Below are 26245 nucleotides of genomic sequence, written 5' to 3'. Positions count from 1 at the left end.
GAGCCATTATATTATTTAACCAGAGCGCAGGTTACTTAGTCTCGGTATATTTTTGTTAGGTCTTTATAATGATCAATTCGTCTATCACGTAAGAAAGGCCAAATACGTCTTACGTTTTCTGAGCGTTTTTGATCAATTTCTACCACTAAAATTTGCTCATCAGTATTATTAGCCTCGGCTAGTAACTCACCTTGTGGGCCTGCAATGAACGAATTTCCCCAAAACGCAATACCATCGCTTTGTCCGCTTGGGTCACTTTCATGGCCTACGCGATTACAACTAATTACCGGCACACCATTGGCAACAGCATGAGCACGCTGGGAAATCACCCAGGCATCTTTTTGACGAGTTTGCTCAGCAACGTCGTCGTTTGTATCCCAACCAATAGCTGTTGGGTAAATTAATACCTCAGCGCCTGCCATTGCCATTAAACGCGCCGCTTCAGGAAACCATTGATCCCAACATACTAGCACGCCTAATTTACCCACTGAGGTTTGAATAGGCTCAAAACCGATATCACCCGGGGTAAAGTAAAATTTTTCGTAAAAACCTGGGTCATCAGGAATATGCATTTTGCGGTATTTACCTGCAATACTGCCATCTTGCTCTAATACAACTGCGGTGTTGTGATAAAGGCCCGTGGCGCGTTTTTCAAATAAAGAGGCCACAATAACAATGCTTAGCTCTTTAGCAAGCTCACCTAAGGCATTACTGCTAGGTCCCGGAATAGTTTCGGCTAAATCAAATACGTCAACATTTTCGGTTTGGCAAAAATAGAGGCTTCTGTGTAGCTCTTGGAGTACAACTAGTTTTGCACCTTTTTGAGCGGCTTCACGAATGGCACTCATTGATTTTTCCATATTGTGCTGAGCGTTATCGGTATTGCTTTGTTGCACTAACGCAACAGTTAATTTTGCAGGGCTTATCATTGTGCTGCTCCAGCTAAAAATCCACGAGGTAATTGCATTGTAATACAGTGCAGGCTGCCAAATTGTTCAATTATTGGTTGGCAATTTACGCCAATAATAGTGTGTTGTGGGTATGCTTTTTGAACTTGTGCAAGAGCACGTTCATCATTGACATCATTATATGTTGGCACAAGCACAGCATTATTAATAATTAAGTAGTTAGCGTAGGTAGCCGGTAAGCGTGTTTGCTCATCGTCATAAGCGGCTTTTGGCCACGGTAACTCAATTAAGTTATATGGGGTGTTATCGGCAGTTTTAAAGGTTTTTAGTTGTTTTTCCATCGCATCAAGTGCGCTGTAGTGCTCATCAGTTTTATCGTCACACTGCACATAGACCAGGGTATTATTTGGTGCAAAACGTACTAAAGTATCAATGTGGCTGTCGGTGTCATCGCCCGCTAAATAGCCATGTTCAACCCATAAAAAACTCGTCGCGCCTAAGTGCTCTTTTAAAAGTGCTTCAATATCATTTGGGTTTAAATCAGGGTTACGGTTTTTATTAAGCAAACACTCACTGGTTGTTAGTAAAACACCATGCTCGTTTATTTCAATACCGCCACCTTCAAGTACCATCTCGAGCGCTTGATATTGGTTGTTTGTGCTACTTAGCTCTTTTACCAAAGTACGATTAATTTGATTGTCTAATGCGCTTTCAAACTTATTGCCCCAACCATTAAAAGTAAAATCATATACTTTTAATTGCTCTGGTGAATCAATAGCGGCGCAAGTAAGTGGACCATGATCGCGCGCCCAGGTATCGTTGGTAGGCGTTACTACAAAATGAACACGATTAAGAGAGACGTTAGCACTATTTAGTAATGCTGTAATATGCATTTTTAAGGCACTGTTATGCGCCACAATAACAAGCTGTTGCTGCGTTGTTATGTGTTTAGCAAGTTCAACATATACAGGTTCTACAAGCGCTAAGTTGTCGGCCCAATCGGTGTCTTTGTGAGGCCATGTAAGCATAACAGCGTCTTGCTCGGCCCATTCTGGTAAAAGTCTAAAGTTCATGGATTTTATATACTAATTAAGATGGCGCTAGTTTAGCATTTTACATAAAGATGTCAGCTAATTATCACTGTTTAGGTCGCCTTGATTTTGATCAAGTTCTTGACGTTTTTTAAGTTGGCGGGTTTGAGCATGTAAACTCGCTCTAACAATAAGTTCTTGGTCAGTGGTTCTAATTGCAGTAAAGAGCATAGTGTATTGGTAATGTTCATTATCTTGTTTTTCTACTGCCACAACTTCGGTGTAACAGTACACAGCAGATGCTTCGTGATGTAAAAACAGTTTAGTTCTAAATGCTTGGCCAATTGAGTGTACTTCAGGTGATGTAAAACGAATACCGCCACCGCCATAGCTATCACATTGTATTGCGTTATCTTGGGCTTGTTCTGAGGCCAAAATATGGCTCATTATTAAATCTATTTTACGTGACTGCGCTTGTAAAAAAGTAGCTAGCTCTTGTGCTATATCGCCTAAGTTACGCAGTGGGCGTAACGAGCTTTGCTCAAGCTCACTTACTTCATTTGCTAATCTAAACAGTGGGGGAATGTCGTCTTCAAGCTCAAGCTGCGATTTAGGAACTTGTCCGTTTGATACGGGGAATAAATTTACTCTTATGCTTTCATCAATTTGAAAGTACTGCTCAAACTCACCTAATCTTTCACTATTCATTATGTTCTCCACCACGTATTTATTTAATAGTAGCGTTGTGAGTTCTAAATTGCTAGCAGATAAAATAACGTGTAGCGGGCTAAATGCTTTGTTTACATTCAATTTTTAACATACTGATTATCAGAATAAATACATAAGACATATTTAGAGTTAGTTATAAAAAAGCGGCCAATGTCATCCTAACATTGGCCGCTTGGGTATTGATTCATCAGCGCATACTTATTTAAGTAGAGCGGCTAATTCATGTAAATCTTTCACCACGTGATCTGGTTTTCTAGCTAATGGATAAAGTGCTTTACCTGGGCGTGCTATAAAAGTGGTTTGTAAGCCCGCTTCTTTTGCACCAGCAACATCCCAGCCATGGGCTGCAACCATCATTGCTTCATTTGGTGCTACGTTTAGCTTTTTAAGTACCCACTCATACGCACGTAAGTCTGGTTTATAAATTTTAATATCTTCAATGCTGTAACGCGCATCAAAGTAAGACATTAAACCAGCGCTTTCAAACTGTGCCTTTACACCTTTGTTTGAAGAATTTGTAAGGCTTACTAACTTATAGCCCTGTGCTTTGAGTTTTGCCAGTCCTTCTTTAACATCGCTGTGTGGAGGAAGCGTTAAAAGAGGCGTAACAATAGCTGTTTTAGCTTGTTCACTTGTAATATCAATGTTGTTGTTTTGAGCAACCATAAGGAGTGACGCCACACCGATTTGCCCAAAGTCGTGATAATTACCGCTTACAGTATCTACTAATGAATGGTGCAGCATAGTTGAAAACCACAGTGGTAATAAATCTTCACGTCCGCCTAGTGCTTTACCAATAGAGGTACGCATTGACGTTAAATCAAGAAGGGTTTCGTTTACATCAAAAATAAGCACTTTAGGTTTTGCTTGTTCTTTTTGTTCATCAGCAACTGCATAACCAGATACAAGGCTTGTGCCTACAAGTAGTGAAAGAGTAAGTGTTTTTAACGATTTTAAAATAGACATTAGTTATTCTCCGATTCAAGTGCTGTCATAACATCAAAAGGTTCTGCGCGTAGGGTGTAGTCTTCGTTTAAAAATGCGTATGTAATAACACCTTGTTGGTTTATCACATAGGTAGCGGGTAGCGGTAATTTAAAGCTTTTATCGCCATAGTAGTGTTCAAAATCAATACCAAATTGTGTGTATAACGCCTGAATACGCTCATCAAGTGTGAACAATAAACCAAATTGCTCAGCTACTTTATTGCTCACATCTGAAAGCACGTCAAACTCAAGGTCGTTTTTTTGTGCGGTTGAGAGAGTTTCATCAGGCAGTTGAGGTGATATTGCGACTAACTGAGCACTTTGAGTTTTAAATTGCGGTAAGTAGTCGTTAAGTGCTTTTAGCTCTAAATTACAATATGGGCACCAGCCACCACGATAAAAGCTAATAATTACCGGGCCTTTTTTTAGTAAATCTGCAAGCTCAATGTTTTCGCCGTTATGATTAGCTAAGTTGAAGTTTTCTACTTTTTGACCAATTTGCAATGCGTTATCTTTAATATGCTGTGCAATTAGCTCTTCGTTTGTAGTGTTCATTAATGCTAAAACGTCAGCCGGTAACTTGGCATCCTTTTGTACGTTATAGGCATCTATTTGCGCTTTTAAACTCATGATTGAACCTCAATAATTAGACTATTTGCAATTATAGTGTTTTACATATTTAAATAAACATTGCAAAACTGAAAGCTTCATTCGAAAATGTTAAACATTGAAAAGTGCACAATGGCAACTTTATGTATAATTTAAGCGACTTAGAAACATTTATAGCTGTAGTTGAAAATAAGGGCGTGCTTGCTGCTGCCCGCGAGCAGCGTTTATCGCCTGCAACGGTGAGCCATCGCTTAAGTAAACTAGAGCGTGAGCTTGCAACAGTACTTGTTTTTAGAGATAGCAGGCGAGTACGGTTATCTCCTGCAGGTGAAATATTTTATACGCGTGTGGGGGCTATAATAGAAGCTCTACACGATGCTGAACATAGTATTGGCGCGCGCAGCTCATCGGTGAGTGGTTTACTACGAGTGACCATGCCGCCTTGGGTTTTTTCAAAATACGTAATGCCTAAACTCAATGAGTTTGAGCAAGCTTACCCTGAACTAAAACTTGATTTTTTAATTACAGATCATTTTGTAAATGTGGTTGATGACGCTCAAGACGTTGCAATTAGGGTAGGAAAATTAAATGACTCTGGACTACTTTCTCGTAAAATCGTAAACAATAGTCGTATACTGTGTGCAGCCCCTAGCTATATAAAAAAGTACGGCATGCCTGAAAATTTAACGCAATTGAGCGAGCATTATTGGGTTTGCCTGCCATGGCAGCGCCAGTTAAAGCTTTTTGATGAACAAAAAAAAATCCATACCTTTAATGCTAAAACTCGTTTTACTATTTCAAACTCCGATAATATGACACAAGCAGCCATTGCAGGACATGGTATCGCTATTAAGTCAAAAATAGCGATTAATGAAGATCTTAAAAACGGTATTTTGGTTGAGGTTATGCCTGGGGTAATGGCACAAAATGATGCACCGGTTTGGTTTTTACGTCCGCAAAATAGTTTAACAACCCGCAAAACTGATGTATTTTATGATTTTATGAAATCACTATTTTTGAGCTGTGAATAAGCGTTTAAATGAGCGTTTTACTCCAGTTAAAAACAAATAGCCAGTAAGCTCTGCTAGCAAGGCAACAATTATGGCTGCAACAATGGCGGCTATAATAGAGTCTTTTTTTAAAATGATTTGACCTTCAAATCGCTGCCATACTTGTTGCTTTATATCGCTCATGCCACTGATGATAGTAAATATATATGGAGACTTCTCAAACCTATTTACGGCTATTTGTAAATCTTGTTGTCGCTCGTAAAGAGTACTGATATTACTTCCCCCTTTATTCACAATTTCATCATCAATATTTTGATAGTGTTTTATTAGCTTATTTACATCGTTGTTAAAATACTTAGCTGCGTCGCTTTTAAAAGGCGCAACGGCATTACTAGCTTCAATTAATTGGGCTGATAATGCTTGGCCAAAGTCACTGACAAATGCAGGAATTTGCACCCCAAGTAGTAAACCGAATGCAAAGAAACTAAGTCGTATATAATCTAAAAGTTTACTCATTTATCTTCCTATGCATTTAAATAACTCAGAATTAACATTTGAGCTTGTTTTTATATCAAAAACTCGTAACCTAATGGGGCGTGTTGACCTTTGTGGATTGAAATTTGTTCAATCTAGGTACGATTTAATCGCGGCGCGAGGTTTGTAACCTAGCGGGCTAAGTCAAAACCGAGCAACAAAGAGTTAATCGTCCCTAGAAAGAACCCAACGGGCAGCGCATGTTTGGCATTTATGCTGCGTTATCACCTATTTATGGGGAGTAACCACACTACATAGGCTCTGCCTTGCCTAAATACCAAACGTACTGCTGCAAATTCAACCACGAAAGGCCAACACGCCCTAATAATAAAAATAACAACAGGTGGATGTTAAGGATGACGAAAAAAGTAAAGTTCACGTCAACATTTGTTGATATTTCTAAACAGCTCAAACGTTTTGTATCGCGCATTGTTCAACCCGACGATGTAGAAGATATTGTGCAAGAAACCTTTGTAAAAAGCTATGAAGCTGATTTAAAACAAGACATCCAGTTTACTCGCAGTTATATGCTAAAAACAGCAAAGCATTTAGCACTCAACCATATAGCTAAGTGGGACAATAAATTTAATGATTCGTTAGAAAACGATAACGAATTACCCGTATTACTCAAATCAATGAAGCTCGAAGACGAATACACATCTAAAGAGCGTTTTTTACTTTTTTGTAGAGCTACTGAGCAATTAAGCTCATCTATTCGTAAATGCTTTATATTAAAAAAAGTTTACGGTATGAGCCAAAAAGAGATAGCAGACCAAATGCAGTTAAGCCAAAGCACTGTTGAAAAACACATTGCCAAAGGATTGTTACAAACCATGTTATACATGCGTGAACATGAGCAAAGCCCTCAAACGAACCCTAAAGCTCAAGCACACCCCATTTCAGTTAAGAGGGTCGCAGAATGAGTAATGTTCATCAATTTAATTCAAAAGATTTAATCTTAGAAAAGTCATGTAATTGGATAAGCGCGATTGATCGTGGTTTGACAGATGATGAAAAAGAGCAATTTAAATTATGGATGATGCAAAGTACCGCACATCAAGACTCTATATATGAGCTTGCTCAGCTTTGGGATGAGCTTTCAGTATTAAACGAATTAAGTCATTTATTTCCTCAGCGCAACAATACTAAAACATCAAAAAACAAGTGGGTGATTTCTTACTCAATTGCAGCGAGTTTGTTTGCAGCGTTAATGGTATGCAGCTACTTATTAATTAACTTAGAAAATGGCTACAACCAAGAGCTTGCAAAAGTTAATTACACCAAAATTTACAAAACAAAAGTAGGCGAGCAAGCTACGTATGTGTTGCCAGACGGCACCATAGTGCAGCTTAATACTAATAGCTTACTAGAAGTTGCTTATAGTAAAGGCCGCAGGCAGTTATTACTTAGTCGTGGAGAAGGGCGCTTTAATGTAGCAAAAGATGCCACGCGTCCATTTAGTGTCATGGCTGGTGATAAAAGTTTTACCGCGCTTGGCACGGTATTTAATGTACAACGCAATACTTCGTCAGATTTAGAACTGGTGGTTACTGAAGGCAAAGTGATGATCACTGACCCAAGTGTAGCGGTTGATGCAAATGACTTTAAAGATTATCAACGTGCAGATAATAGCACGAAAAAAATTCGTCAAATTAATGCCAATATTGTTACCTCAGGCGAAAAAGCAGTTATTGAGCAAAGTGTTACAAAGCCAATTACGCAGCTTTCAATGAACGATGTACAACGTGATTTGGCATGGCAAAACGGTATGCTTATTTTTAATGGAGAAGAGCTAAGCGATGCTTTAAACGAAGTAAGCCGCTATACAGCTACACGTTTTGAGCTTTCATCAGCTGAGCTTGCCAGTATTAAAGTGGCTGGAGTATTTAAAGCCGGTGACGTTGAAGGTTTATTAGAAAGTTTACAAACTAACTTTTCGATTGATCATGAGCGTTTAGGCGAGCATGTAGTAACGCTAAAACACCACACAGAATCATAAGTAGACGTTATGCAAATCAAACTAATGTTAGATAAAGTTGCATCAATAAAGATTGAACGTAAAAAAAACATTAAAAAAAAGAAACAAAACTATAGAGGATTCTTGTTTGTCAGCTGTTTATATAAGTTGCGCAGTAACCAAACGCATTTATTGAGTGGATTTAGTGTGCTTGTACCGGCTATTTTTAGTTTAAGTGTACAAGCAGCAACACAGACCACTGGGCAAATGGTGCAATTTGATATAAAAGCGCAGCGAGCAGATAAAGCCTTAATTGAATATGCTAAACAAACAGAGCAAACCGTGGTGTTTTCTTATGAGTTGGCAAAGCAATATGATGCAAATTCAGTTTATGGATTTTACACTCAGTTAGATGCTCTAGAGGCATTGCTAGGTGGAACTGAGCTCGATGCGGTTGTTGATCAAAATGGTTTACTGAGTATAAAACTCAAACAAATCAACAGGAATGATAACAACATGATGAAGCTTTCAGCGGTCAGTGCAGCAGTATTACCAGCTTTACTTGCAGTAAATTCGCAAGGTGTAAACGCAGCAGAAGAAGTCGCGCAAGAAAAAATTGAAAAAATTGCTATTGTCGGTAGCCGAGTAGCAGGGCGTTCAGTTGAAGATTTACCCGTTCCAGTAGATATCCTAAGTGCAGAAGCGCTTGAAAATACAGGCCAAACAGAAGTTGGCCGTATGCTTCAGTCTATAGCCCCTTCATTTAATTTTTCAAGCTCTGCAATCAGTGATGGTACTGATGCTTTAAGACCTGCAACACTTCGTGGTTTAGGTCCTGATCAAACATTGGTGTTAATTAACGGCAAACGTCGTCACCAAGCAAGTATTATTCATATTAATGGCTCTGTTGGCCGTGGCACCGCAGGTACTGATATGAATGCAATTCCAGCCTCTGCAATTAAACGCATTGAAGTATTACGTGATGGCGCAGCTGCTCAGTATGGTTCTGATGCAATTGCTGGTGTTATTAATATTGTACTTAAAGATGGAAGCGAAGGCGGTAAAGCGGCTATTAACTACGGTCAATATTCTGAAGGCGATGGCGAAACCATTAACCTTGATTTTAATAAAGGCTTTGCGCTAGGTGATGACGGTTATTTAAATACAACTATCAATTACCGTGACCGTGCACCGACTAACCGTGCTGGTTTACATGGATCTTGTCAGTTTTATGGTTGTACAGAACTAAGTGACGGAACTTTACTGGCTGGCGATCCGCGTGAGCTGACAGCCGATCGTGACACCTTTAGAATTGGTGATGCTGATTCGCAGCAATTTGGTCTAACAATTAATACCGGTTACGAGTTAGGTGATGGCGAGCTTTACGGCTTTATTACTTACTCAACACGTGAAAATGAGTCGGCTGCATTTTTCCGTCATAATGCAAATGCAGGCGGTAACCCAGTACTACAAGATAACGATGCGACGATTCCGCTAGGTTTCTTACCAAAAATCAACACAACTATCGACGATATCTCGTACAACTTTGGTTATAAAACTGAATTTGATAACGATGCAAGCCTTGATTTATCTTACACCTATGGCGAGAACAGCATTGATTACACTACAAGTGACACTATCAATGCCTCATACGCTAACTTTTTACGCTATGACCAAGGTTTAAGTGCAGCTGATATTCGTACAACTATTCCACGTGAAGCGTACGCTTACGGCATGGAATTATCACTGCAAACAATCAATATTGATTTTACGCAAAACTTTGATGATTATTCGTTAGCGATGGGTGCTGAAATACGTACTGACGAATACCGTATTTTAGAGGGTAATGAATATGCGTACCGCGATTACGACACATTAAATGGTGTAAGTATCTATAGCGGTTTAAGTGGCGGTGTTGGCTCTGAAGATGCATCGGGKGGTTCACAAGGTTTTGGTGGTTCATCACCTGCGTCTTCAGTGGATGAGTCACGTGATGTAATTTCATTTTACGTAGATGCAGAATCTTATGTAATTGAAGATGTGATTTTATCTGGTGCACTTCGCTACGATAACTACAAAGGTTTTGGCGATACAGTAAACTTTAAACTTGCTGGTAACTGGTCTATTACCGACGATATTTCATTACGTGGTGCATTAAGCTCAGGATTTAGAGCGCCTTCAATGCAGCAGCTTTACTTTAATAACGTAAGCACACAATTTGTTGTTGGTGCTAATGGTAATTTAGTTGCAGAAGAAGTTGGTACATTTAGAAATGATTCAACACTTGCGCAAAGTTTAGGTATTCCAAAACTTAAAGAAGAAAAATCACAAAACCGTAGTTTAGGTATTGTGTATAACGTTACCGATAATATTAATGTAACCGTTGATTATTACTCGATTGATATTGACGACCGTATTGTAATTAGTGATCGCTTAGGTAAAGGGTTATCTACAAGCCTTGATGCAGCACTAAATAGTGCAGGTGCTGGCGTAGGGCAGTTTTTCTTAAATGGTGCTGATACAGAAACTCGTGGTGTTGATTTTGTAGCAACGTGGAACACTGAAGGTTTAGGCGGCACGCTTGATTTTACACTTGCAGCTAACTTTACTAAAACAGATGTTGTATCGTTGTTCTCTCCTGCTGGCTCAAGCCTTGAGACAGTAAAAGTAGAAGATATATTCTCAGCTGAAGATATCTCTATTATAGAAGAGTGGCAACCAGAGGACCGTATTAACTTAAGCGCGCTTTATCAACGTGATGATTGGACTGTTAACCTGTCACTTAATCGTTTTGGTGAATACACAGTAGAGGATGGTGGTCGTCAAACGTATGGCGCAGAAATTTTAACTGACGTTAAAGTTAACTACTTCGTTACTGAAGATTTATCAGTAAATATTGGTGCAAATAACTTGTTCGATGTGTACCCAGATAAAAATGAAATAGGTAACTCTCGCTCAGGTACTATTGTAGATGCTAATGGTAATACCGTAATTAGCAGCTCAGGTGTGTTTGACTACTCACGTCGTTCGGCTCCGTTTGGTTTTAACGGTGCTTACTACTACGTAGGTGCAGAATACCGTTTTTAATTACTAACTCTCGCTTTCGTTATTTAACTCAAAGGGCCGAAAGGCCCTTTTTTTGATTTTAGCATGGGCTGATTTTATTGAGTGATCATCAAGCTCTTCAAAATGATTTTTTTTAAACAATATACTTTAAATATGACGTGAAGCGAGGCGGTGTATTAGAGGCAATAAAAAACCCAGCTCGAGGCTGGGTTCTAGTTATGCGTTATGTAAGCTTAATGCTTTTGCATGCGGCTCATTTCTGCATGGCAGCTTTGCATTGTTAATAATGTTTTAGCCAGTGCAGCTTCGCAATCAGCTGGTTGCGGTTTATCCATTGCAGCTTTAATTTCTTCAAGGGTTTTATCTTCTACCTCTTCAAGCTCTTTTACATACGTGCTGTCGTTGTGTGAGCTGAATGTAGTAAGCAGCGCTGTGTATGCACGCCTTGCTTCGACAGCGAAAGATGAGCCATCTTCGCGTTCGCCTTTTTCATTAATTGCATATGGCTGCAAGCGCTCAACACTCACTTTTCGGGCATCTATCATACGCTGAAAAAGTGCACCAATAGCAGGGTCTTCAACTTTTTCCTGTGCTTTTTGATAAAAATCGATGCCGCTGTTCATAACTTGAATGATGTCAGTAATATGATTTACTTCTGATCCTTGATGGGTGTTCATAATGACCTCTTTAATTAAATGAATGTATAGTTCAATTTAATTAAAGCAATGTATGTTCCACGTTTCAATGGTTATGTAGTTATTTGATTTTATTGGTTTAATTTTGTTTTAGTAAGATGCTAAGTTAACAGGCATAAAAATAACCTAGCAATTTTTACATCATATTGTGTAATAAAGTTATTTTAGCTCTTCAGCTACTTCAGCTACTTTTTGACGTAACCAAATGTGACTCGCATCGCGATGTAACAGTGGGCTCCAAATCATATCCAGCTCAAAAGGAGGAATTGGAAATGGTGGCTCTAAAATTTTAAGCCCCGGATCATCTAAGTATATATTTGCGGCTTTTGAAGGAAGGGTCGCAATTAAATTTTTCTCTTTAGCTAAATGAATTGCTACATGGTAGTTACGCGTAAAGGTGGCAATATTACGATGCTTACCAAAGTGAGCAAGTGCTTCGTCAACCCAGCCAAGTTTTTGCACATCTTTAGGGTCCATGCCTACACCTACACCAAAACCTGTTTTACTTACCCATATATGGCGTGCTTTTAAATAGCTGTCGAGGCTAAAGTTTTCAATTATAGGATTATCGGCTTTTACTAAGCAGCAAAAACTATCTTTCCAAATACGTTTATGATGAAAAGACTGAGGTAAGTTTTCAAAACGGTTGATTGCCATATCTACTTTACCGTTTTCTACATCATGAAAGGTGACATCACTGGGTGTGAGTATATCTAAAGTAGTATCGGGGGCTTCTTCGTGCAATTTACTTAAAAGCTTTGGTGCTAATGTACTTGCAGCGTAATCACTGGCCATTATTCTAAACACACGCTTACTTTGGCTTGCCTCAAATTCTCGATTAGGTGCTAGAGTTTCTTCAAGGGTCATTAAAATGCCACGAATAACGGGTTGTAACTCCAAAGCACGCTCGGTAGGCACCATACCATCGCTGGTACGAACTAAAATAGGGTCGTTAAATAAGTTACGAAGACGTTTAAGGCCATTACTCATTGCAGGTTGCGTTATGCTCAATTGATTAGCAGCGCGTGTTACGTTGCATTCTCGAAGCAATGTATCGAGGTAAACGAGTAAATTTAAATCTATTTTACTTATATTCATTGTGTGTGTCCTTTAGCGCTTACCAGTGGTGAATAAAGCGCTGTGCTGTCGGGTATGGGTAAATATGACTTACCTGACCATTTTTTATATTTTGTTGTGCCTGCTTCCAAAAGCTAACATCTATAAGCTCTGGATGAGTGCTGAGTAAAAACTTTTTATACATAGGGTTTGGCATTACAAATGTACAAAGCTGCTCAGGAAATACATCCTGTGGTGCAACAGAGTAACTTTGTTCATCCATTAAATAGTCGTCATAGCTCTTTGCTTTTGGTAATGCTCTAAAGTTCATATCGGTTAGATATTGGACTTCATCGTAATCGTAAAAAATAATACGTTTGTGCTTACTTACACCAAAGTTTTTTAAGAGCATATCACCAGGGAATATATTAACAGCAATCATTTCTTTTAGGGCTTGTCCATATTCTTCAATCGCGTCGGCGACACTTTCTTCATCAGCATTTTCTAAAAACAAGTTAAGAGGTGTCATTCGCCGTTCAATATACAAATGCTTGATGATCAACCAATCGCCCTCAATTACCATTGATGAGCCAATTGTTTTATGTAATTGCGCAAGTAAATTACTATCAAAACGCGCTAAAGGAAATACGACGTTAGAATACTCTATGGTATCGGCCATTCTGCCAACGCGGTCATGGTTTTTTACCAGTTGATAGCGTTTTAATACGGTATCACGGCCAAAGGGTTTACTCTCACCAAATTTGTCTTTTATTACTTTAAAAACATAGCCAAATGAGGGGAGGGTGAATACCATCATCACCATACCGGGAGTCCCAGGTGCAATTGTAAACTCATCACTAGAGTGGGATAAGTGGTTTAAAAACTCTCGGTAAAACTCAGTTTTCCCCTGCTTATGAAAACCCACTGCGTTATAAAGCTCAGCAAGTGTTTTGTTTGGCATAAGTTGATTTAAAAACCGAACAAGTGCTGAAGGTGCATGAGTCTCTACCATAAAATAAGCGCGGGCAAAGCCAAAAATAACACGCATTTGAGATGACTTAGTTAAAAGTGCATCTAAATATAATCCGTTACCTTCATCGTGTAATACAGCGATTATAAAGGGCTGAACTCCACTTTTTGAAACAACACGACCAACAATATAGGCTGCTTTATTACGATAAAAAGGCGTGTGTAAAATATCAAAGCGCATTTGCCAAGGTTGGTGATGTGTATCGGGGGCTTGTTTATAAAAAGCTTTAACAAGGAGGCGAACATCACGCTCTAAATTTACAAATGGGGCTTTAAAATCAAAATGACTAATAATGCGTTTTATTGTTGGTTTTAGGCCATCAACTACAGGAAAGTATGTTCTATATTCGGCCTCAACAGGTACTGAAGGAGCATCTTTTAAGGTTGCCTCTACAAATATAAAGTCATTATGAAAATAGCGCCTATGGTACAGCCGGCAAAATACAGAGTTATAAAAAGTTTCTGCGAGCTCTGCTTGAGGATGAAAACATAAAAAATGCTGATATATCTTTTTAACTTCAAGCCATAGGCTTTCATCGAGTTGTTCGGTTGGGGTTTCTTTTTTTAGCGCTTGCGTGGTTTCGTTAACACGATCATCATAATAGCTGATACGCAGACGGCTGATATCATTAATTGCTTGCCAATCTTTTTTTGCAAAGGCAAGAGGGGCTTTGGCTGTTGTTTTTTGAAATAACTGATAGTGCCTTTTAAAACCCGTTAAAATTAATTCAGCAATATGGCGAGGTTGCATTTGCACTCCTTAAAAGTCCCTAGAGTTTATACTCTATTGTGTTAAGGGTATGTTATTTTAAGTTTAAAACCAAGATAAATGTTACTTACTAACTAAGAGTAACTTATTGGAATTGAGCTATCTTTTTTTCGAGGATTTTAATTTTTTTAGTCACAGCCGATACGTTTTTCTTATATGTTTTATTAATCATTTTTAGTTTTTTAGTAATGTCTTTAGTAATACGCTTTTTATCATCAATGGCTAAGATATGATTTAATCGCTCTTGTTGTTTGTATTCAGCACGCTCTTTATTACGATCAAGTATTGTTAGTTTATGGTTATTACTGCGAAGCTCTGCCTGTAAGCCAGATAGAAGCCTTTCACGCTCAAGTTCGTTTAGTTGTTTAGTGTAGTCAACCTTAGGACCAGAATACTGATTACCCGTTGTGTTCACTTTATAAGTCGTTGCTTCGTCGTCACAAGGCAGTTGAGAAAAGACAGTGCCTTTTTCTGTTACACATTTGTAGTAAGTGGTATCGCTAAAGCTAAAAAAACTGATAAGTAAAAAGCTAGAATGGAGAATATAACGAGAAGTTTTAAACATACATGTCATCCTTGGTTTTTATATCTAACAACAATATAAAACTATAACCTAGCTTGGTGGTATATCAAGCTAGGTTAGGATAACGGCTATTGGGTAAAGGTTTTGAGCTTTTTAATACTCTGTACTAAAAATGGTATATCTAAACCTTGTTCAATAGAAAAACCTTCAGCGGCGGAAATGTTTTTAAAGTTACCATCTGAATCTATTAAGGTAATCCTATCTTTTTTATAGGCTATAACAACACCCTGAGAGTAGTTCATGCCCATATCGTCTTTTTTCTTGTATAGATTAACGCCTAGCATTGTTTGCTTGGCAATAGCTTTGCAATTTAAATATTGGCCAACACTTGTTGCAATTAAATCGCTAGGTTGAATTAGCCCATCTACTTTAGAAATACGTTTGTCAGAGCTGTATAACGTTGAGGTTGCTACTACTTCTTGCTTGTTATTGGCAAGACTAAAAGCAAAAACTTGTGTTTCATCATCTCGAATAGTAGGGGTATCACTCGCTTTAATTACTCGAATAGCACTAGAGCTATGTGCTTGATCATTAATAAAGCTTAGTTCTTCAATGCCAGTTACTTCAATGCTACGGCGCTGACTTTGCCAAACGGGGAGTGTCTGCTCGGTTAAAATTTCTGCTTTATAAAAAGCGGGTAAACCATACACTAAACTAAATAGCGTATCGTCATGATTTGTTGGTTGCAAAAATTGCTCTGTTTTGTGTAAGTTTTTATTCTCGGCAACAAACTTTTCGAGTTGTTGTTGAGTTTCAAATACAAATATATCTACATTGGCTTGTGTGTAGTCCTCGCATTTTTCAAGCGGGCTTGGCATTTGATAACTAATATTTTGGTTATTAATTTTTACGTTATGTGCTTGCTCATAGCTTTCTATATCAAGTAAGTCATTTTTAGCCAGTAGGCTTTTAGCTGTTGTAGGATACGAAAGCGGTAATACGTTATCTTGTTTGGTAATATCAAATTTTAAATTAGCATCAGCCCAAATATGAAGACTATGGCTAAAAGCAAAACAAATAATTAGAAATGAGATAGCGTATCGAGCAAATTTGAACTGTTTCAAGCGTTCGAGGTGGTGCCATGTATAATTACTCATAAGCAGCTGAAAGCCTAAAATAAGTAAAACAATACCACTGGCTAAAATTGTGGTTAAGGCAGGTGAGCTTGTTAAGCGATGCCACAACAATGAAATGATTTCAGGTAAGGCAGATATACTTAGATGATAACCTAAATTAACATACACATAAGCATCAAGAGTAAGCAATGATGCGCCTACAGTGGCTATAACAGCGGCCATGCCACGAATGTGTCGTGGGTAGGGGAATATTAAACTAAGCGGAAATACCGTCAGCACAAACGCTAAAAAGGCTATAAAACTAGTGTGGCTTAGCCAAGTAACTAGCATATAGGTAATGCCTAAAAAGCTTGTAGGTGGCGAGTCTGCAAATAAATAGCTTAAGCTAATAAGCAGGGCTAAGCCGATATTGGCAAAGGTAAACCAATGCCCCCAACTTAGCAGCTGACTCGCTTTTGATGAAAATTGATTGTGCTGCGATAAATTCATAAATTTTATTTAACCGACTGCGCGAGTGCTTTTGCAAAGTTCTCGGTTACAGCTTGTCTTTTCCCTGTTGGTACATGCTCTTTTAAGATATGCGTGATAGAATTTCCTAAACACATAAGACTTAAATCAACCGGCGCATTGTGTTTACTTAGCACATCAATAAGCTGATCGACGATTTGTTCTACTTCTTCATTAGAGTATTTTGATAAAATTGGCATTAGTTGGTTCAATAAAATAGTTATATTCTCGTATTTTAACACTAGAGGCGTGAAAAACAAAGATGACAACAGACGTTAAAAAATTAGTCGTTCACTATGTAGACAAAAAAGACGACGATACGCAAATTCACCTTCGAAATGATGAGATGGTAATTAACGATAAAGTAGCCGTTTTTATCGAACAATTACATCATGCATACAATGGTAAACCTGGTAAAGGTTATTGTGCTTTCAGTGGTGACAAAAACAGTGTTGTAGCATCTGCAATGCAAAGTTACCGTAATGATGAGTTAGGCTTTTGGCATATGACCGAGCAAGCCTCAACGGTTTTAAAAGAAGAGCTTGATAAATATGCATTTAGTGAAACAGGCTATTTAGTATTTTGTCATTACCAGTACGTTGCAACTGATTACATGCTAATTGCGATGATTAACATCAAAGAGCATTATTCTATGACCTCAGAGCTCGATTTAGCCGCTTCTCGTCATTTAGACATATCACGCATGCAACTTGCTGCTCGTATCGATTTAACAGCGTGGGATACACAGGCTGACGACAACCGTTATATTTCATTTATCAAAGGGCGAGCTGGACGTAAAGTTGCTGACTTTTTCTTAGACTTTTTAGGTTGTGAAGAGGGTATTGATTCAAAACAGCAAAGCCAAGTCATGCTTAGCGCAGTAGAGGATTATTTATCTGAGCAACAATTTGATAAATCAGAAAAAGACGATTTACGTAAACAAGTATTTGATTACTGTAATGACTGTGTAACAACTGGTGAAGATGCCAGCGTAAGCGATCTATCTGCAACGCTTACAAAAGGCGATGAAAGCCCGTTTGATAGTTTTTGTAAAGAGCAAAGCTATGACTTAGAAGAAACTTTCCCTGTTGATAAGAAAACTGTAACCAGCATGGTTAAGTTTTCAGGCCTTGGTGGTGGTGTAAGTGTTAGTTTTGAACGCAAACACTTAGGTGAGCGCGTAACTTACAACGAGGCAACTGACACGCTTGTAATTAAAGGTATTCCGCCAAACTTAAAAGATCAGTTACAACGTTTTATGGAAAGTGAAAGCGAGTAAATTTAACAAGTTAAGTTAAAAAGCTGATTTAAGAGCGCGATATTTATATCGCGCTTTTTTGTATCGGTATATAAATTCGTTGCATCGGAACAAAACCTTAAAGATTTATTTTACAAAGAGAAGTGAATGAGAAAACACAAGTGATGGTCTACTAGCGGGGCTTTTCAAGTTAGCTAGGCTTAGCCTTATTACTACCTCTAAAAGCGAAGCGTCTCTTAACCTCTTTGTGAAAAAATTACTTTTTACGGGCGTGAAGTCATTTTTCTAATTATTTAAATCATAAAAACAAAAAAGCCCCGCTATTTAATAAATAGCGGGGCTTTTTAATGAATGTTAGTTATTAATCAACACTCATTGTTTTAGTCATTGCAGAGCTTGCACGACCAGCAGGTTTGATTGAACCTGCTCGTAAACCACTGTCTGGCACTAGTTCACGTTTATCGTGAGCCATTGCAACACACGTATGTTTTACTTCGCTATCAGCTACAGGAGTAGGTTGTGCCATTGGCGCACTTGCTGACCCTTGAGTAACCGCTGTTTTAACATGCGGTGCTGATTTTTCAGTTTTCACTTTTGCTTCAACTTTAGCAGGCTCTTCAGTTACTACTGGCGTTTCAGCTTTAGCAGGCTCTTCAGTTGCTACTGGTGTTTCAACTTTAGCAGGCTCTTCAGTGGCTACTGGTGTTTCAGCTTTAGCAGTCTCTTCAGTGGCTACTGGCGTTTCAGCTTTAGCAGGCTCTTCAGTGGCTACTGGTGTTTCAACTTTAGCAGGCTCTTCGGTGGCTACTGGTGTTTCAACTTTAGCAGGTTCTTCAGTGGCTACTGGCGTTTCTGCTTTAGCAGGCTCTTCAGTTACTACTGGCGCTTCAACTTTAGTAGGCTCTTCAGTTACTACTGGCGTTTCAGCTTTAGCCGGTTCTTTAGCTTTTACTGGCTCTTTTACAGCTTCAACTTTTGCTAAGTCTTCAACCGCAACGGCTTGTTCAATTTGTTGCGACGCATCTACCGGTGTTTCTTCTGATTTAGCTTTAAGTTCTGCTTCGTATTCTGCAGCAGCTTGATCAGCAACTGGAATAAATGCAGGAGCTTCATCAGATTTAACTTCTGCTTCACCTTCAGGGCGACGACGACGTTGACCAGATGCACGAAGATGACGAGGAGAACGGCGTGAACGTGTACGCGTTTGCTCTTGCTCGTCTTCAGTAGCTGCTGTTTCATCGTTAAAATCAACAACATCAACTTTCTCTTCTTTAATGTGAGCTGTTTTTTCTGCCGGAGTTTGCTTTTGCTTTTCTACAGCAGGAGCTTGCTCTTGAACTTGTGGAGTTTCAGTTACAACCGTTTGCTCAGGTGCTTGCTCTGTTGAGTTAGCTTGCTCAGCTTTTTCATCTTGCAGACGTACTTTTTTACGTATGTTACGACGTTGGCGGCGAACTTTAGGCTTTTGCTCTTTAGGCTCTGCAGCTTGTGCTGGTTTAGAATCAGTTTCTACTTGTGCCTTTGCAGGGGCTTCAGTTTTAACTTGATCTTTTTCTTGGTTTTTATGCTCTGGGCGCTTACGAGAGTTAGGATTACGACGGCGCTTGTTGCGGTTCTCGCTTCTCTCTTGAGTCTCTGTGCTTGCTGCTGAGTCAGTTTTAGCTTCCTCTTCAGCGGCTGGACGCTCATTGCGCGGCTTGTTAGTGCGTGGGTTATTATTACGACGACGTTGATTGTTATTACGACGACGGTTATCGTTACCACGACGAGCGTTATTACGCGCTTCTTGCTGCTCTTTTTCTACAGCTTCTTTTTTCTCTTCTTCAGATTCACTTGCAAATAACGCCTTAAACCAATTACCAATAGCAGCAAGTAAGCCACCTCCAGTTTTAATTTGTACTGGCGCAGCAGGTGTTACAGCTTTAGTCGGAGCTGCTTGTGGAGCAGGAGTAGAAGGCATAACTACGCCTTTTAGCATTGGCTCTTCACGTACTGGTGCACTTGGCGATTTTGACATCTCAAATACTTCAGGCTCTGGCGCAACAACTTGTCCATAGCTTACAGTTTCAAGTGTTTCGTCTTTACGTAAACGCATAACTTCATAATGTGGTGTTTCCATATGTTGATTTGGAATAATCACTACGTCACATTTATGATGTTTTTCAATGCGGTGAACACTACGGCGTTGCTCATTTAATAAATAAGCGGCAACAGCAACAGGCACTTGTGCATTTACTTGTGCTGTATTGTCTTTAATTGCTTCTTCTTCAATTAAGCGAAGAATTGAAAGCGCAATTGATTCGTTTGAACGAATAGTACCTTGGCCACTACAACGTGGACATGGGCCTTGGCTTGCTTCACCTAATGAAGGACGCAAACGCTGACGCGACATTTCAAGTAAACCAAAGCGTGAAATTTTACCAATTTGAACACGAGCACGGTCTGGGCGCGCTGCATCTTTTAAGCGATTCTCTACTTCACGTTGATGGCGTGGAGGAGTCATATCGATAAAGTCGATTACAATTAAACCACCAAGGTCACGAAGACGTAATTGACGTGCAATTTCGTCGGCCGCTTCTAAGTTTGTATTAAGTGCTGTCTCTTCAATATCGCCGCCTTTAGTTGCCTTAGACGAGTTGATATCGATAGACGTTAGTGCTTCAGTTGGGTCAATAACAATTGAACCACCAGAAGGCAAGCGTACTTCACGTTGGAACGCAGACTCAATTTGGCTTTCAATTTGGTAATGCGTAAATAAAGGAGTGTCACCTTGATAAAGCTTAACACGGCTCATAAAGTCAGGGCGAAAACGCTCAATGTGCGCTTTAGCTTCTTCAAAAACACGTGGTTTATCAATTAAAATTTCGCCAATGTCGCGACGTAAATAATCACGTATTGCGCGGAAAATCACGTTGCTTTCTTGATGAATTAAAAACGGTGCTTTAGCACTGTCGGCTGCTTGTTTAATTGCATCCCAGTGTACTAATAATGCTTTTAAATCGTAGTTAAGTTCTTCAAACGATTTACCAACACCCGCTGTACGAACAATTAAGCCCATACCTTTAGGAAGTTCTAAACGACCTAATGCTTCTTTAAGTTCAGTACGCTCATCACCTTCAATTCGACGAGAAATACCGCCGGCGCGAGGGTTATTAGGCATAAGTACTAAATAGCTACCAGCAACACTGATAAAAGTAGTTAACGCTGCGCCTTTTTGGCCGCGTTCTTCTTTATCAACTTGTACTATTACTTCTTGACCTTCTTTTATTACGTCGCGAATGTTAGGGCGACCATGAAAAGTGTAACCTGCAGGGAAGTAAGTACGGGCAATTTCTTTTAAAGGAAGGAAACCATGGCGGTCAGCACCGTAATCAACAAATGCTGCTTCAAGAGATGGTTCAATGCGAGTGATTTTGCCTTTATAAATATTGGCTTTTTTCTGTTCGTGACCTGGGCTTTCGATATCTAAATCATAAAGGCGCTGGCCATCAACCAGTGCTACGCGCATTTCTTCTTGCTGCGTTGCATTGATTAGCATACGTTTCATATTGTTACTCTACTTATTTATGTCGCTGACATGACGATGTTTTTCTCGCCTGTTCAGTTGTCCCTATTTTTAGAATGTGCAGCCTCACGACTGGGTCTTTAACGGAACGGCTCTGTATTTCGTATGCAGTATTTTAAATGCTGGCAAACAATAGCGATTATTATCGCTATTAAATTCTTAATGGTGCTAAAACTGTCGGCTTTTCAGCTACGTTTACAAGTTTTACCCAGAAGTCGGCCTGTCATATTAATCTTACTAAATATCATTCATATTAGGTGCGTAGGGCTCATTAAGTTGGTGAGCAATACATACTGATGTATCGCTAATATCCGTTTTAAGAGCAAAAATCGCTACCGATGTTAATGAACGCTTATTTATTAGATTTTTTTAATTCTAAATAAGCTGCTGTACGGTACTACAATAATTGAGCTAGTGCTGAACGACGTTTTTTACGTCGTCACTATCAGACAAATTATCTGTTCATTGCTTTCTCTAGCACATTAAAAATCGCTTCATGTTCAAACTTAACCAGCAATATATTACGCGCATTGCCGTTAATTGATCGCACGTGTTAACTGAGGAGGCATAAAAGCTTTGGAAAACTTAACTCGGATCTGTATGATCGGCTACCCAGAATGTGCATCACGAATGTTTTAATGTGTTAAAAAGCACCGTTGTTATTTGCAAATACTAAATATTTGCGCTGCTGATTATCCCACTATTATTACAGTGTTAGCAACTAAATTATTTTACTTAAATTAGTGATTAGGCAATGTCAGAAAAAAACGACTTACAAGTAACTTATGTCACGATCAATGAAGACCATTTAGGTCAGCGTATTGATAACTTTCTTATTACCCATTTAAAAGGGGTGCCTAAAAGCGCTATTTATAAACTTTTGCGTAAAGGTGAGGTACGCGTTAATAAAAAGCGTATTAAGCCTGTATATAAACTACAGCTTGACGATGTACTGCGTATTGCACCTATCAGAGTTGCTGAGCGTGAAGAGTTTGTACCATCAAAACTAGACAAAGTAACTCGCCTAGAAGACGATATTTTATTTGAAGATAAATACCTTATTGTTATAAATAAACCTTCAGGTATGGCTGTTCATGGTGGCAGTGGTTTAAGTTATGGTTTAATTGAAGCATTGCGCGCGCTTCGCCCAGAGGAACGTAGTCTTGAGCTAGTTCATAGGCTTGACCGCGATACTTCGGGCTGTTTACTTATAGCAAAGCGCCGTTCTGTGTTAACAGCATTGCATGAACAACTTCGTGAAAAAACGATGGAAAAAAATTACTGGGCTCTTGTAGAAGGGCAGTGGGACTCTAAAACTAAAAACGTAACCGAAGGGCTGCGTAAAAATACACTTAAATCGGGTGAGCGCGTAGTACGTGTAGATAACACTGAGGGCAAGCCTTCGCATACGCGTTTTAAAGTACTTGAACGTTTTAACGATTGCTCACTTGTACAAGCATCACCTGTTACAGGACGTACGCACCAAATTCGTGTTCATACACAGTGTAAAGGTCATCCTATCGCGTGCGATGATAAATACGGTGACCAGGGGTTTGATGAATCTATGCGTAAAGTTGGGTTAAACCGTTTATTCTTACATGCACACGATTTAAGTTTTTATCATCCTAAAAACGAAACAACGATGCGTATTGAAGCGCCCCTTGATAAAACGCTTAAAAATACATTACTAAAATTACGAGACGCAAAACACTGATTGCAGTGACGCCAATTAAAAAATATAAGCTCGTCATTTTTGATTGGGATGGCACCGTTATGGATTCAGTCACTAAAATAGTTAACTGTATTCGTAGTAGTGCTGAGTCACTTAATTTAGTGTCACCAAGTGATTTAGCAATTAAAAACATTATTGGTATGTCGCTTGAAAAAGCAATTGATGTTTTATTTCCCGATAATGTCGCGCAGCATCAAGCGCTAATTAAAGGGTATAAACACCAATATAGTGTTGATACCACACCAACTCCTGTATTTGATAATGTTGCAAACGTTTTAGGTGCCTTAAAAGAGCAGAGCATTGTTTTAGCGGTTGCAACAGGTAAAGGTTGAGATGGATTAGAGCGTTTACTTGAGCAAAGTAAATTGCGCCACTTTTTTAGTGCAACACGAACTAGTGACGAAGCGCAATCAAAGCCCTCTCCAGATATGTTGTATCAATTACTTAAAGAACTTGGCATAAGCGCTCAAGACGCTGTAATGATTGGTGATACCCAAATAGACATGACTATGGCAAAAGCTGCAGGCATGGATAGAATTGGCGTAACAATGGGTGTACATAACGCACAGCAGCTAAATGAGCTTAGTCCTGTTGCAACGGTAGATAATTATCTGCAATTGCAACAGGTTTTGCTTGGTTAATTTATTTAACTAGAACTTGTTTGAGCAGTAAGTACATCAATACCAAACTCAGCCAGTAATTGGCTGAGTTTAATTAATGGTAATCCAATTAAGCTATTAGGATCGTCTCCGCTTAGTTTTTCAAATAAACAGATACCCAACCCTTCACTTTTAAAGCTGCCAGCACAATTATAAGGCTGCTCTGCGTCGCAATAAGCACTAATTTGTGCATCACTTAGTGTTTTAAACGTCACATTAAAAGGTTCTACACAGGTTTTTTTAGTGCCAGTTACAATATCGTAAACACAAAGCCCAGTTAAAAATGTTACAGTATTACCGCTAAATAAATTTAGTTGTTTTAGAGCATTTTGTTTATTGTGCGGTTTACCTAAAATTTGATTGTTAAACACAGCGACTTGGTCTGATCCAATTGCTAACCCTTTTTTAAAGTGTTTATTAGCTGCTGAGGCTTTTAACTCACTTAAACGCTTAACCAGTTCAGTAGGTGTTTCGCATTCAAGTGCTGATTCGTCAACGTCGGGTGAAAACGTATCAAAGGGTAAATTAAATTTTTGTAATAAAGACTGCCTAAAAGGCGAGCTTGACGCTAAAATGAGTGGAAGCTTCATGGACTGTTTTCCTACGATAATTCAGATTGAGTTAGGATAAATCAGATCCGAGAGTAAAACACGTTAAAAACCAAGTAAAAATGGTTTTTTACTTTGACTAACAAACTAACTATCTATATGATGCAGCCCCTATGCAAAAGGTGAAAATTCCCATCACTCTTCATCCAGGCAAAGCAGCGCAGCACCGTTTATCGTATGACGGAATTGTACCGCTTGAAAAACTTACTCGTTTAGAGAAAGTTGTGCAGGAAGAAGTAGGTGAAATAGCGGTAAAAATACATTGCAAAAACGATGATCAAGGTTTCGCTGTGATTAGAGGCAATTTGTCCACACATGTTACTGTCATTTGTCAACGTTGTAATGGTGATTTAGGGTTGGATTTGGTTCAAGACTTTGCATATTCACCAGTAGGTGAAGATACAGAGTTAGATATTTTTCCTGAAGACTACGACGAAGTAGCACTTGATGAAAATGGTGAAGTTAACGTTTTTGATTTAATTGAAGACGAACTAATTTTAGCAATTCCATTAGTGGCTACCCACAACGAAGCTTCATGCAGTTATTCAGCAAAGCCTGCCAGCTTTGGTGTATTAAAGGCGGAAGATGATAAACCTAATCCATTTGATATTTTGAAACAACTTAAGAAAGATTCTTAGGAGAAGACTATGGCTGTACAAAAAAGCAAAAAGTCTCGTGCAAGACGCGGCATGCGCCGTTCACACGATGCGATCAGTGGTCCAACTTTAACTGTAGATCAAACATCTGGTGAGACTCATCGTCGTCACCATGTGACTGCAGATGGTTACTACAAAGGCGTTCAAGTAATTTCTAAATAAGAGATTACTTATATGCTGAAAGATCTAACCATAGCGTTAGATATGATGGGGGGCGATTACGGCCCCCGTTCATCTATTCCTGCTGCCGTTCATGCGGTAAACGCTCATGCCAATTTAAGTCTCATTTTATGTGGCAATGAAGACGTTATATCTAAAGAACTCGAATCCCTCGATTCTTTATCTCATCCAAGGCTCATCATTCGTCATTGTAGTGAAATAGTCACTAACGCCTGCGAACCTGCAATTGCTGTACGTTCAAAAAAAGATTCATCTATGCGTGTTGCCCTTGATTTAGTTAAATCGGGCGAAGCACAAGCGTGTGTTAGCTCAGGTAATACCGGCGCTTTATTTTTTATGGCTCACTACGTATTAAAAATGCTGCCAGGTGTTAAACGTGCCGCACTCATTTCATCTGTTCCTACAGAAAGCCAAAACCCAGTATATTTACTCGACTTAGGTGCTAATGTGCATTGCGATGCGCAAATGCTGTACCAGTTTGGCATTATGGGCTCTATAGTTGCTGGCCAAGCACTTGGCTGCGATAACCCTCGCGTAAGCTTATTAAATATTGGCGCTGAGGACATTAAAGGCCACGACGACATTAAACAAGCTGCACAATTAATGCAGCAAAGCCCACACATTAATTACATTGGTTACAGCGAAGGAAGTGATATTTTTTCTGGCAAGGCTGATGTTATTGTATGCGAAGGTTTTGTGGGTAACGTGGCGCTTAAAACATGCGAAGGCATTGCCAAGCTTATTATGAATAAGTTTACAGCTGCGCTCGAAAAGCACCTTTTATATAAATGTATGGCGTTTATATTGCGTCCAATAATAAAAAAACTCTATAAAAGGGTGAACCCCGACCAGTATAACGGCGCTTCTCTGGTAGGATTGCGCGGTATTGTCGTTAAAAGTCATGGAAATGCGTCAGCTAAAGCATTTCAAGCAGCAATTGATGAAGCGGTAAAAGAGGTTGAACGTCAACTTCCTGATAAAATAGCTGCTATTTTCGAAAAAACACATTCTAAAGACACGGCGGTTAATCAATAATTGATGT

General features: G+C 39.1%; 23 protein-coding genes and 1 pseudogene. 10 read left to right on the top strand and 14 right to left on the bottom strand.

The annotated features are described in order from the left end of the window. Positions 1-35: 35 nt before the first annotated feature. The 5 genes from EU510_RS05505 to EU510_RS05485 all read right to left on the bottom strand — a co-directional run bounded on the left by EU510_RS05505 (position 36) and on the right by EU510_RS05485 (position 4284). Complete coding sequence (locus EU510_RS05505) at positions 36-929, bottom strand: carbon-nitrogen hydrolase (RefSeq protein ID WP_149592602.1); 894 nt, start codon at positions 927-929, stop codon at positions 36-38. Continuing rightward, entirely contained in the window at positions 926-1981 is a 1056-nt protein-coding gene (locus EU510_RS05500; protein WP_149592601.1) for an agmatine/peptidylarginine deiminase, read from the bottom strand. The genes EU510_RS05505 and EU510_RS05500 overlap by 4 nt, the downstream gene beginning before the upstream one ends. A 57-nt stretch (positions 1982-2038) precedes the next feature. Next, positions 2039-2647: a PilZ domain-containing protein gene (locus EU510_RS05495; protein WP_149592600.1), complete on the bottom strand. Its 609-nt coding sequence runs from the start codon at positions 2645-2647 to the stop codon at positions 2039-2041. A gap of 219 nt (positions 2648-2866) precedes the next feature. Then, complete coding sequence (locus tag EU510_RS05490) at positions 2867-3634, bottom strand: haloacid dehalogenase type II (protein ID WP_149592599.1); 768 nt, start codon at positions 3632-3634, stop codon at positions 2867-2869. Then, entirely contained in the window at positions 3634-4284 is a 651-nt protein-coding gene (locus EU510_RS05485) for a peroxiredoxin-like family protein (protein WP_149592598.1), read from the bottom strand. The genes EU510_RS05490 and EU510_RS05485 overlap by 1 nt, the downstream gene beginning before the upstream one ends. A gap of 122 nt (positions 4285-4406) precedes the next feature. On the opposite strand from EU510_RS05485, the gene EU510_RS05480 reads away from it, so the two are divergent. Further along, on the top strand, positions 4407-5294 hold the full coding sequence (locus EU510_RS05480; RefSeq protein ID WP_149592597.1) for a LysR family transcriptional regulator: 888 nt from the start codon (positions 4407-4409) through the stop codon (positions 5292-5294). Here the strand turns inward: EU510_RS05480 and EU510_RS05475 are convergent. Next, positions 5274-5789 carry a DUF2937 family protein gene (locus EU510_RS05475; protein WP_149592596.1) on the bottom strand — a complete coding sequence of 172 codons (516 nt, stop codon included), beginning with the start codon at positions 5787-5789 and terminating at the stop codon, positions 5274-5276. The two genes, EU510_RS05480 and EU510_RS05475, sit on opposite strands and share 21 nt — an antisense overlap. Before the next feature lie 374 nt (positions 5790-6163). On the opposite strand from EU510_RS05475, the gene EU510_RS05470 reads away from it, so the two are divergent. The 3 genes from EU510_RS05470 to EU510_RS05460 are packed head-to-tail and all read left to right on the top strand — an operon-like array spanning position 6164 to position 10851. After that, positions 6164-6730 (top strand): RNA polymerase sigma factor, encoded by a 567-nt coding sequence (locus tag EU510_RS05470; RefSeq protein WP_002961494.1) that lies wholly within the window; start codon positions 6164-6166, stop codon positions 6728-6730. Then, positions 6727-7806 (top strand): FecR family protein, encoded by a 1080-nt coding sequence (locus EU510_RS05465; protein WP_149592595.1) that lies wholly within the window; start codon positions 6727-6729, stop codon positions 7804-7806. The genes EU510_RS05470 and EU510_RS05465 overlap by 4 nt, the downstream gene beginning before the upstream one ends. Positions 7807-7815: 9 nt before the next feature. Further along, positions 7816-10851, top strand: coding sequence for a TonB-dependent receptor plug domain-containing protein (locus EU510_RS05460; RefSeq protein WP_149592594.1), 3036 nt, complete (start codon positions 7816-7818; stop codon positions 10849-10851). 212 nt (positions 10852-11063) lie between these two features. Here EU510_RS05460 and EU510_RS05455 read toward each other — a convergent pair whose 3' ends face one another. From EU510_RS05455 to EU510_RS05430, 6 genes are all read right to left on the bottom strand, one after another. Then, a complete protein-coding gene (locus EU510_RS05455) occupies positions 11064-11507 on the bottom strand; it encodes a ferritin-like domain-containing protein (protein ID WP_149592593.1) in 444 nt (147 codons plus the stop codon). Between the two features lie 177 nt (positions 11508-11684). Then, on the bottom strand, positions 11685-12623 hold the full coding sequence (locus tag EU510_RS05450; RefSeq protein WP_002961484.1) for a LysR family transcriptional regulator: 939 nt from the start codon (positions 12621-12623) through the stop codon (positions 11685-11687). Between the two features lie 19 nt (positions 12624-12642). Next, complete coding sequence (gene aceK, locus EU510_RS05445; RefSeq protein ID WP_149592592.1) at positions 12643-14361, bottom strand: bifunctional isocitrate dehydrogenase kinase/phosphatase; 1719 nt, start codon at positions 14359-14361, stop codon at positions 12643-12645. Between the two features lie 103 nt (positions 14362-14464). After that, positions 14465-14944 (bottom strand): DUF4124 domain-containing protein, encoded by a 480-nt coding sequence (locus EU510_RS05440; RefSeq protein WP_149592591.1) that lies wholly within the window; start codon positions 14942-14944, stop codon positions 14465-14467. An 86-nt stretch (positions 14945-15030) separates the two neighbouring features. Continuing rightward, entirely contained in the window at positions 15031-16527 is a 1497-nt protein-coding gene (locus tag EU510_RS05435) for a DUF3413 domain-containing protein (protein WP_149592590.1), read from the bottom strand. 5 nt (positions 16528-16532) lie between these two features. Then, positions 16533-16745 (bottom strand): DUF1414 domain-containing protein, encoded by a 213-nt coding sequence (locus EU510_RS05430; RefSeq protein WP_008109847.1) that lies wholly within the window; start codon positions 16743-16745, stop codon positions 16533-16535. A 62-nt stretch (positions 16746-16807) separates the two neighbouring features. Between EU510_RS05430 and yejK the strand changes: the two genes are divergently transcribed. After that, positions 16808-17824: a nucleoid-associated protein YejK gene (gene yejK, locus EU510_RS05425; protein WP_149592589.1), complete on the top strand. Its 1017-nt coding sequence runs from the start codon at positions 16808-16810 to the stop codon at positions 17822-17824. 340 nt (positions 17825-18164) lie between these two features. On the opposite strand, the gene rne is transcribed toward yejK, so the two are convergent. Continuing rightward, entirely contained in the window at positions 18165-21350 is a 3186-nt protein-coding gene (gene rne / locus EU510_RS05420; protein WP_149592588.1) for a ribonuclease E, read from the bottom strand. A gap of 772 nt (positions 21351-22122) precedes the next feature. On the opposite strand from rne, the gene rluC reads away from it, so the two are divergent. Both rluC and EU510_RS05410 read left to right on the top strand, forming a co-directional pair. Further along, positions 22123-23082, top strand: coding sequence for a 23S rRNA pseudouridine(955/2504/2580) synthase RluC (rluC, locus tag EU510_RS05415; RefSeq protein ID WP_149592587.1), 960 nt, complete (start codon positions 22123-22125; stop codon positions 23080-23082). Beyond that, positions 23079-23741, top strand: a pseudogene (locus tag EU510_RS05410) (HAD-IA family hydrolase). Before rluC ends, EU510_RS05410 begins: the two are co-directional and overlap by 4 nt. A 5-nt stretch (positions 23742-23746) precedes the next feature. Here EU510_RS05410 and EU510_RS05405 read toward each other — a convergent pair. Continuing rightward, positions 23747-24349, bottom strand: a complete 603-nt coding sequence (locus EU510_RS05405) for a Maf family protein (protein ID WP_149592586.1) — start codon at positions 24347-24349, stop codon at positions 23747-23749. Positions 24350-24480: 131 nt separating this feature from the next. Between EU510_RS05405 and yceD the strand changes: the two genes are divergently transcribed. From yceD to plsX, 3 genes are read left to right on the top strand one after another with little or no spacing between them, the layout of a single operon-like run. Then, positions 24481-25005: a 23S rRNA accumulation protein YceD gene (gene yceD, locus EU510_RS05400; RefSeq protein WP_149592585.1), complete on the top strand. Its 525-nt coding sequence runs from the start codon at positions 24481-24483 to the stop codon at positions 25003-25005. Between the two features lie 9 nt (positions 25006-25014). Continuing rightward, positions 25015-25185 (top strand): 50S ribosomal protein L32, encoded by a 171-nt coding sequence (gene rpmF, locus EU510_RS05395; RefSeq protein ID WP_002962381.1) that lies wholly within the window; start codon positions 25015-25017, stop codon positions 25183-25185. Positions 25186-25197: 12 nt separating this feature from the next. Then, entirely contained in the window at positions 25198-26238 is a 1041-nt protein-coding gene (plsX, locus tag EU510_RS05390; RefSeq protein ID WP_149592584.1) for a phosphate acyltransferase PlsX, read from the top strand. Positions 26239-26245: the final 7 nt, after the last annotated feature.

Origin of the sequence: Pseudoalteromonas sp. FUC4, assembly GCF_008370255.1 — a bacterium.
GTDB lineage: Bacteria > Pseudomonadota > Gammaproteobacteria > Enterobacterales > Alteromonadaceae > Pseudoalteromonas.
This window is presented reverse-complemented; position numbering and strand designations above follow the sequence as displayed.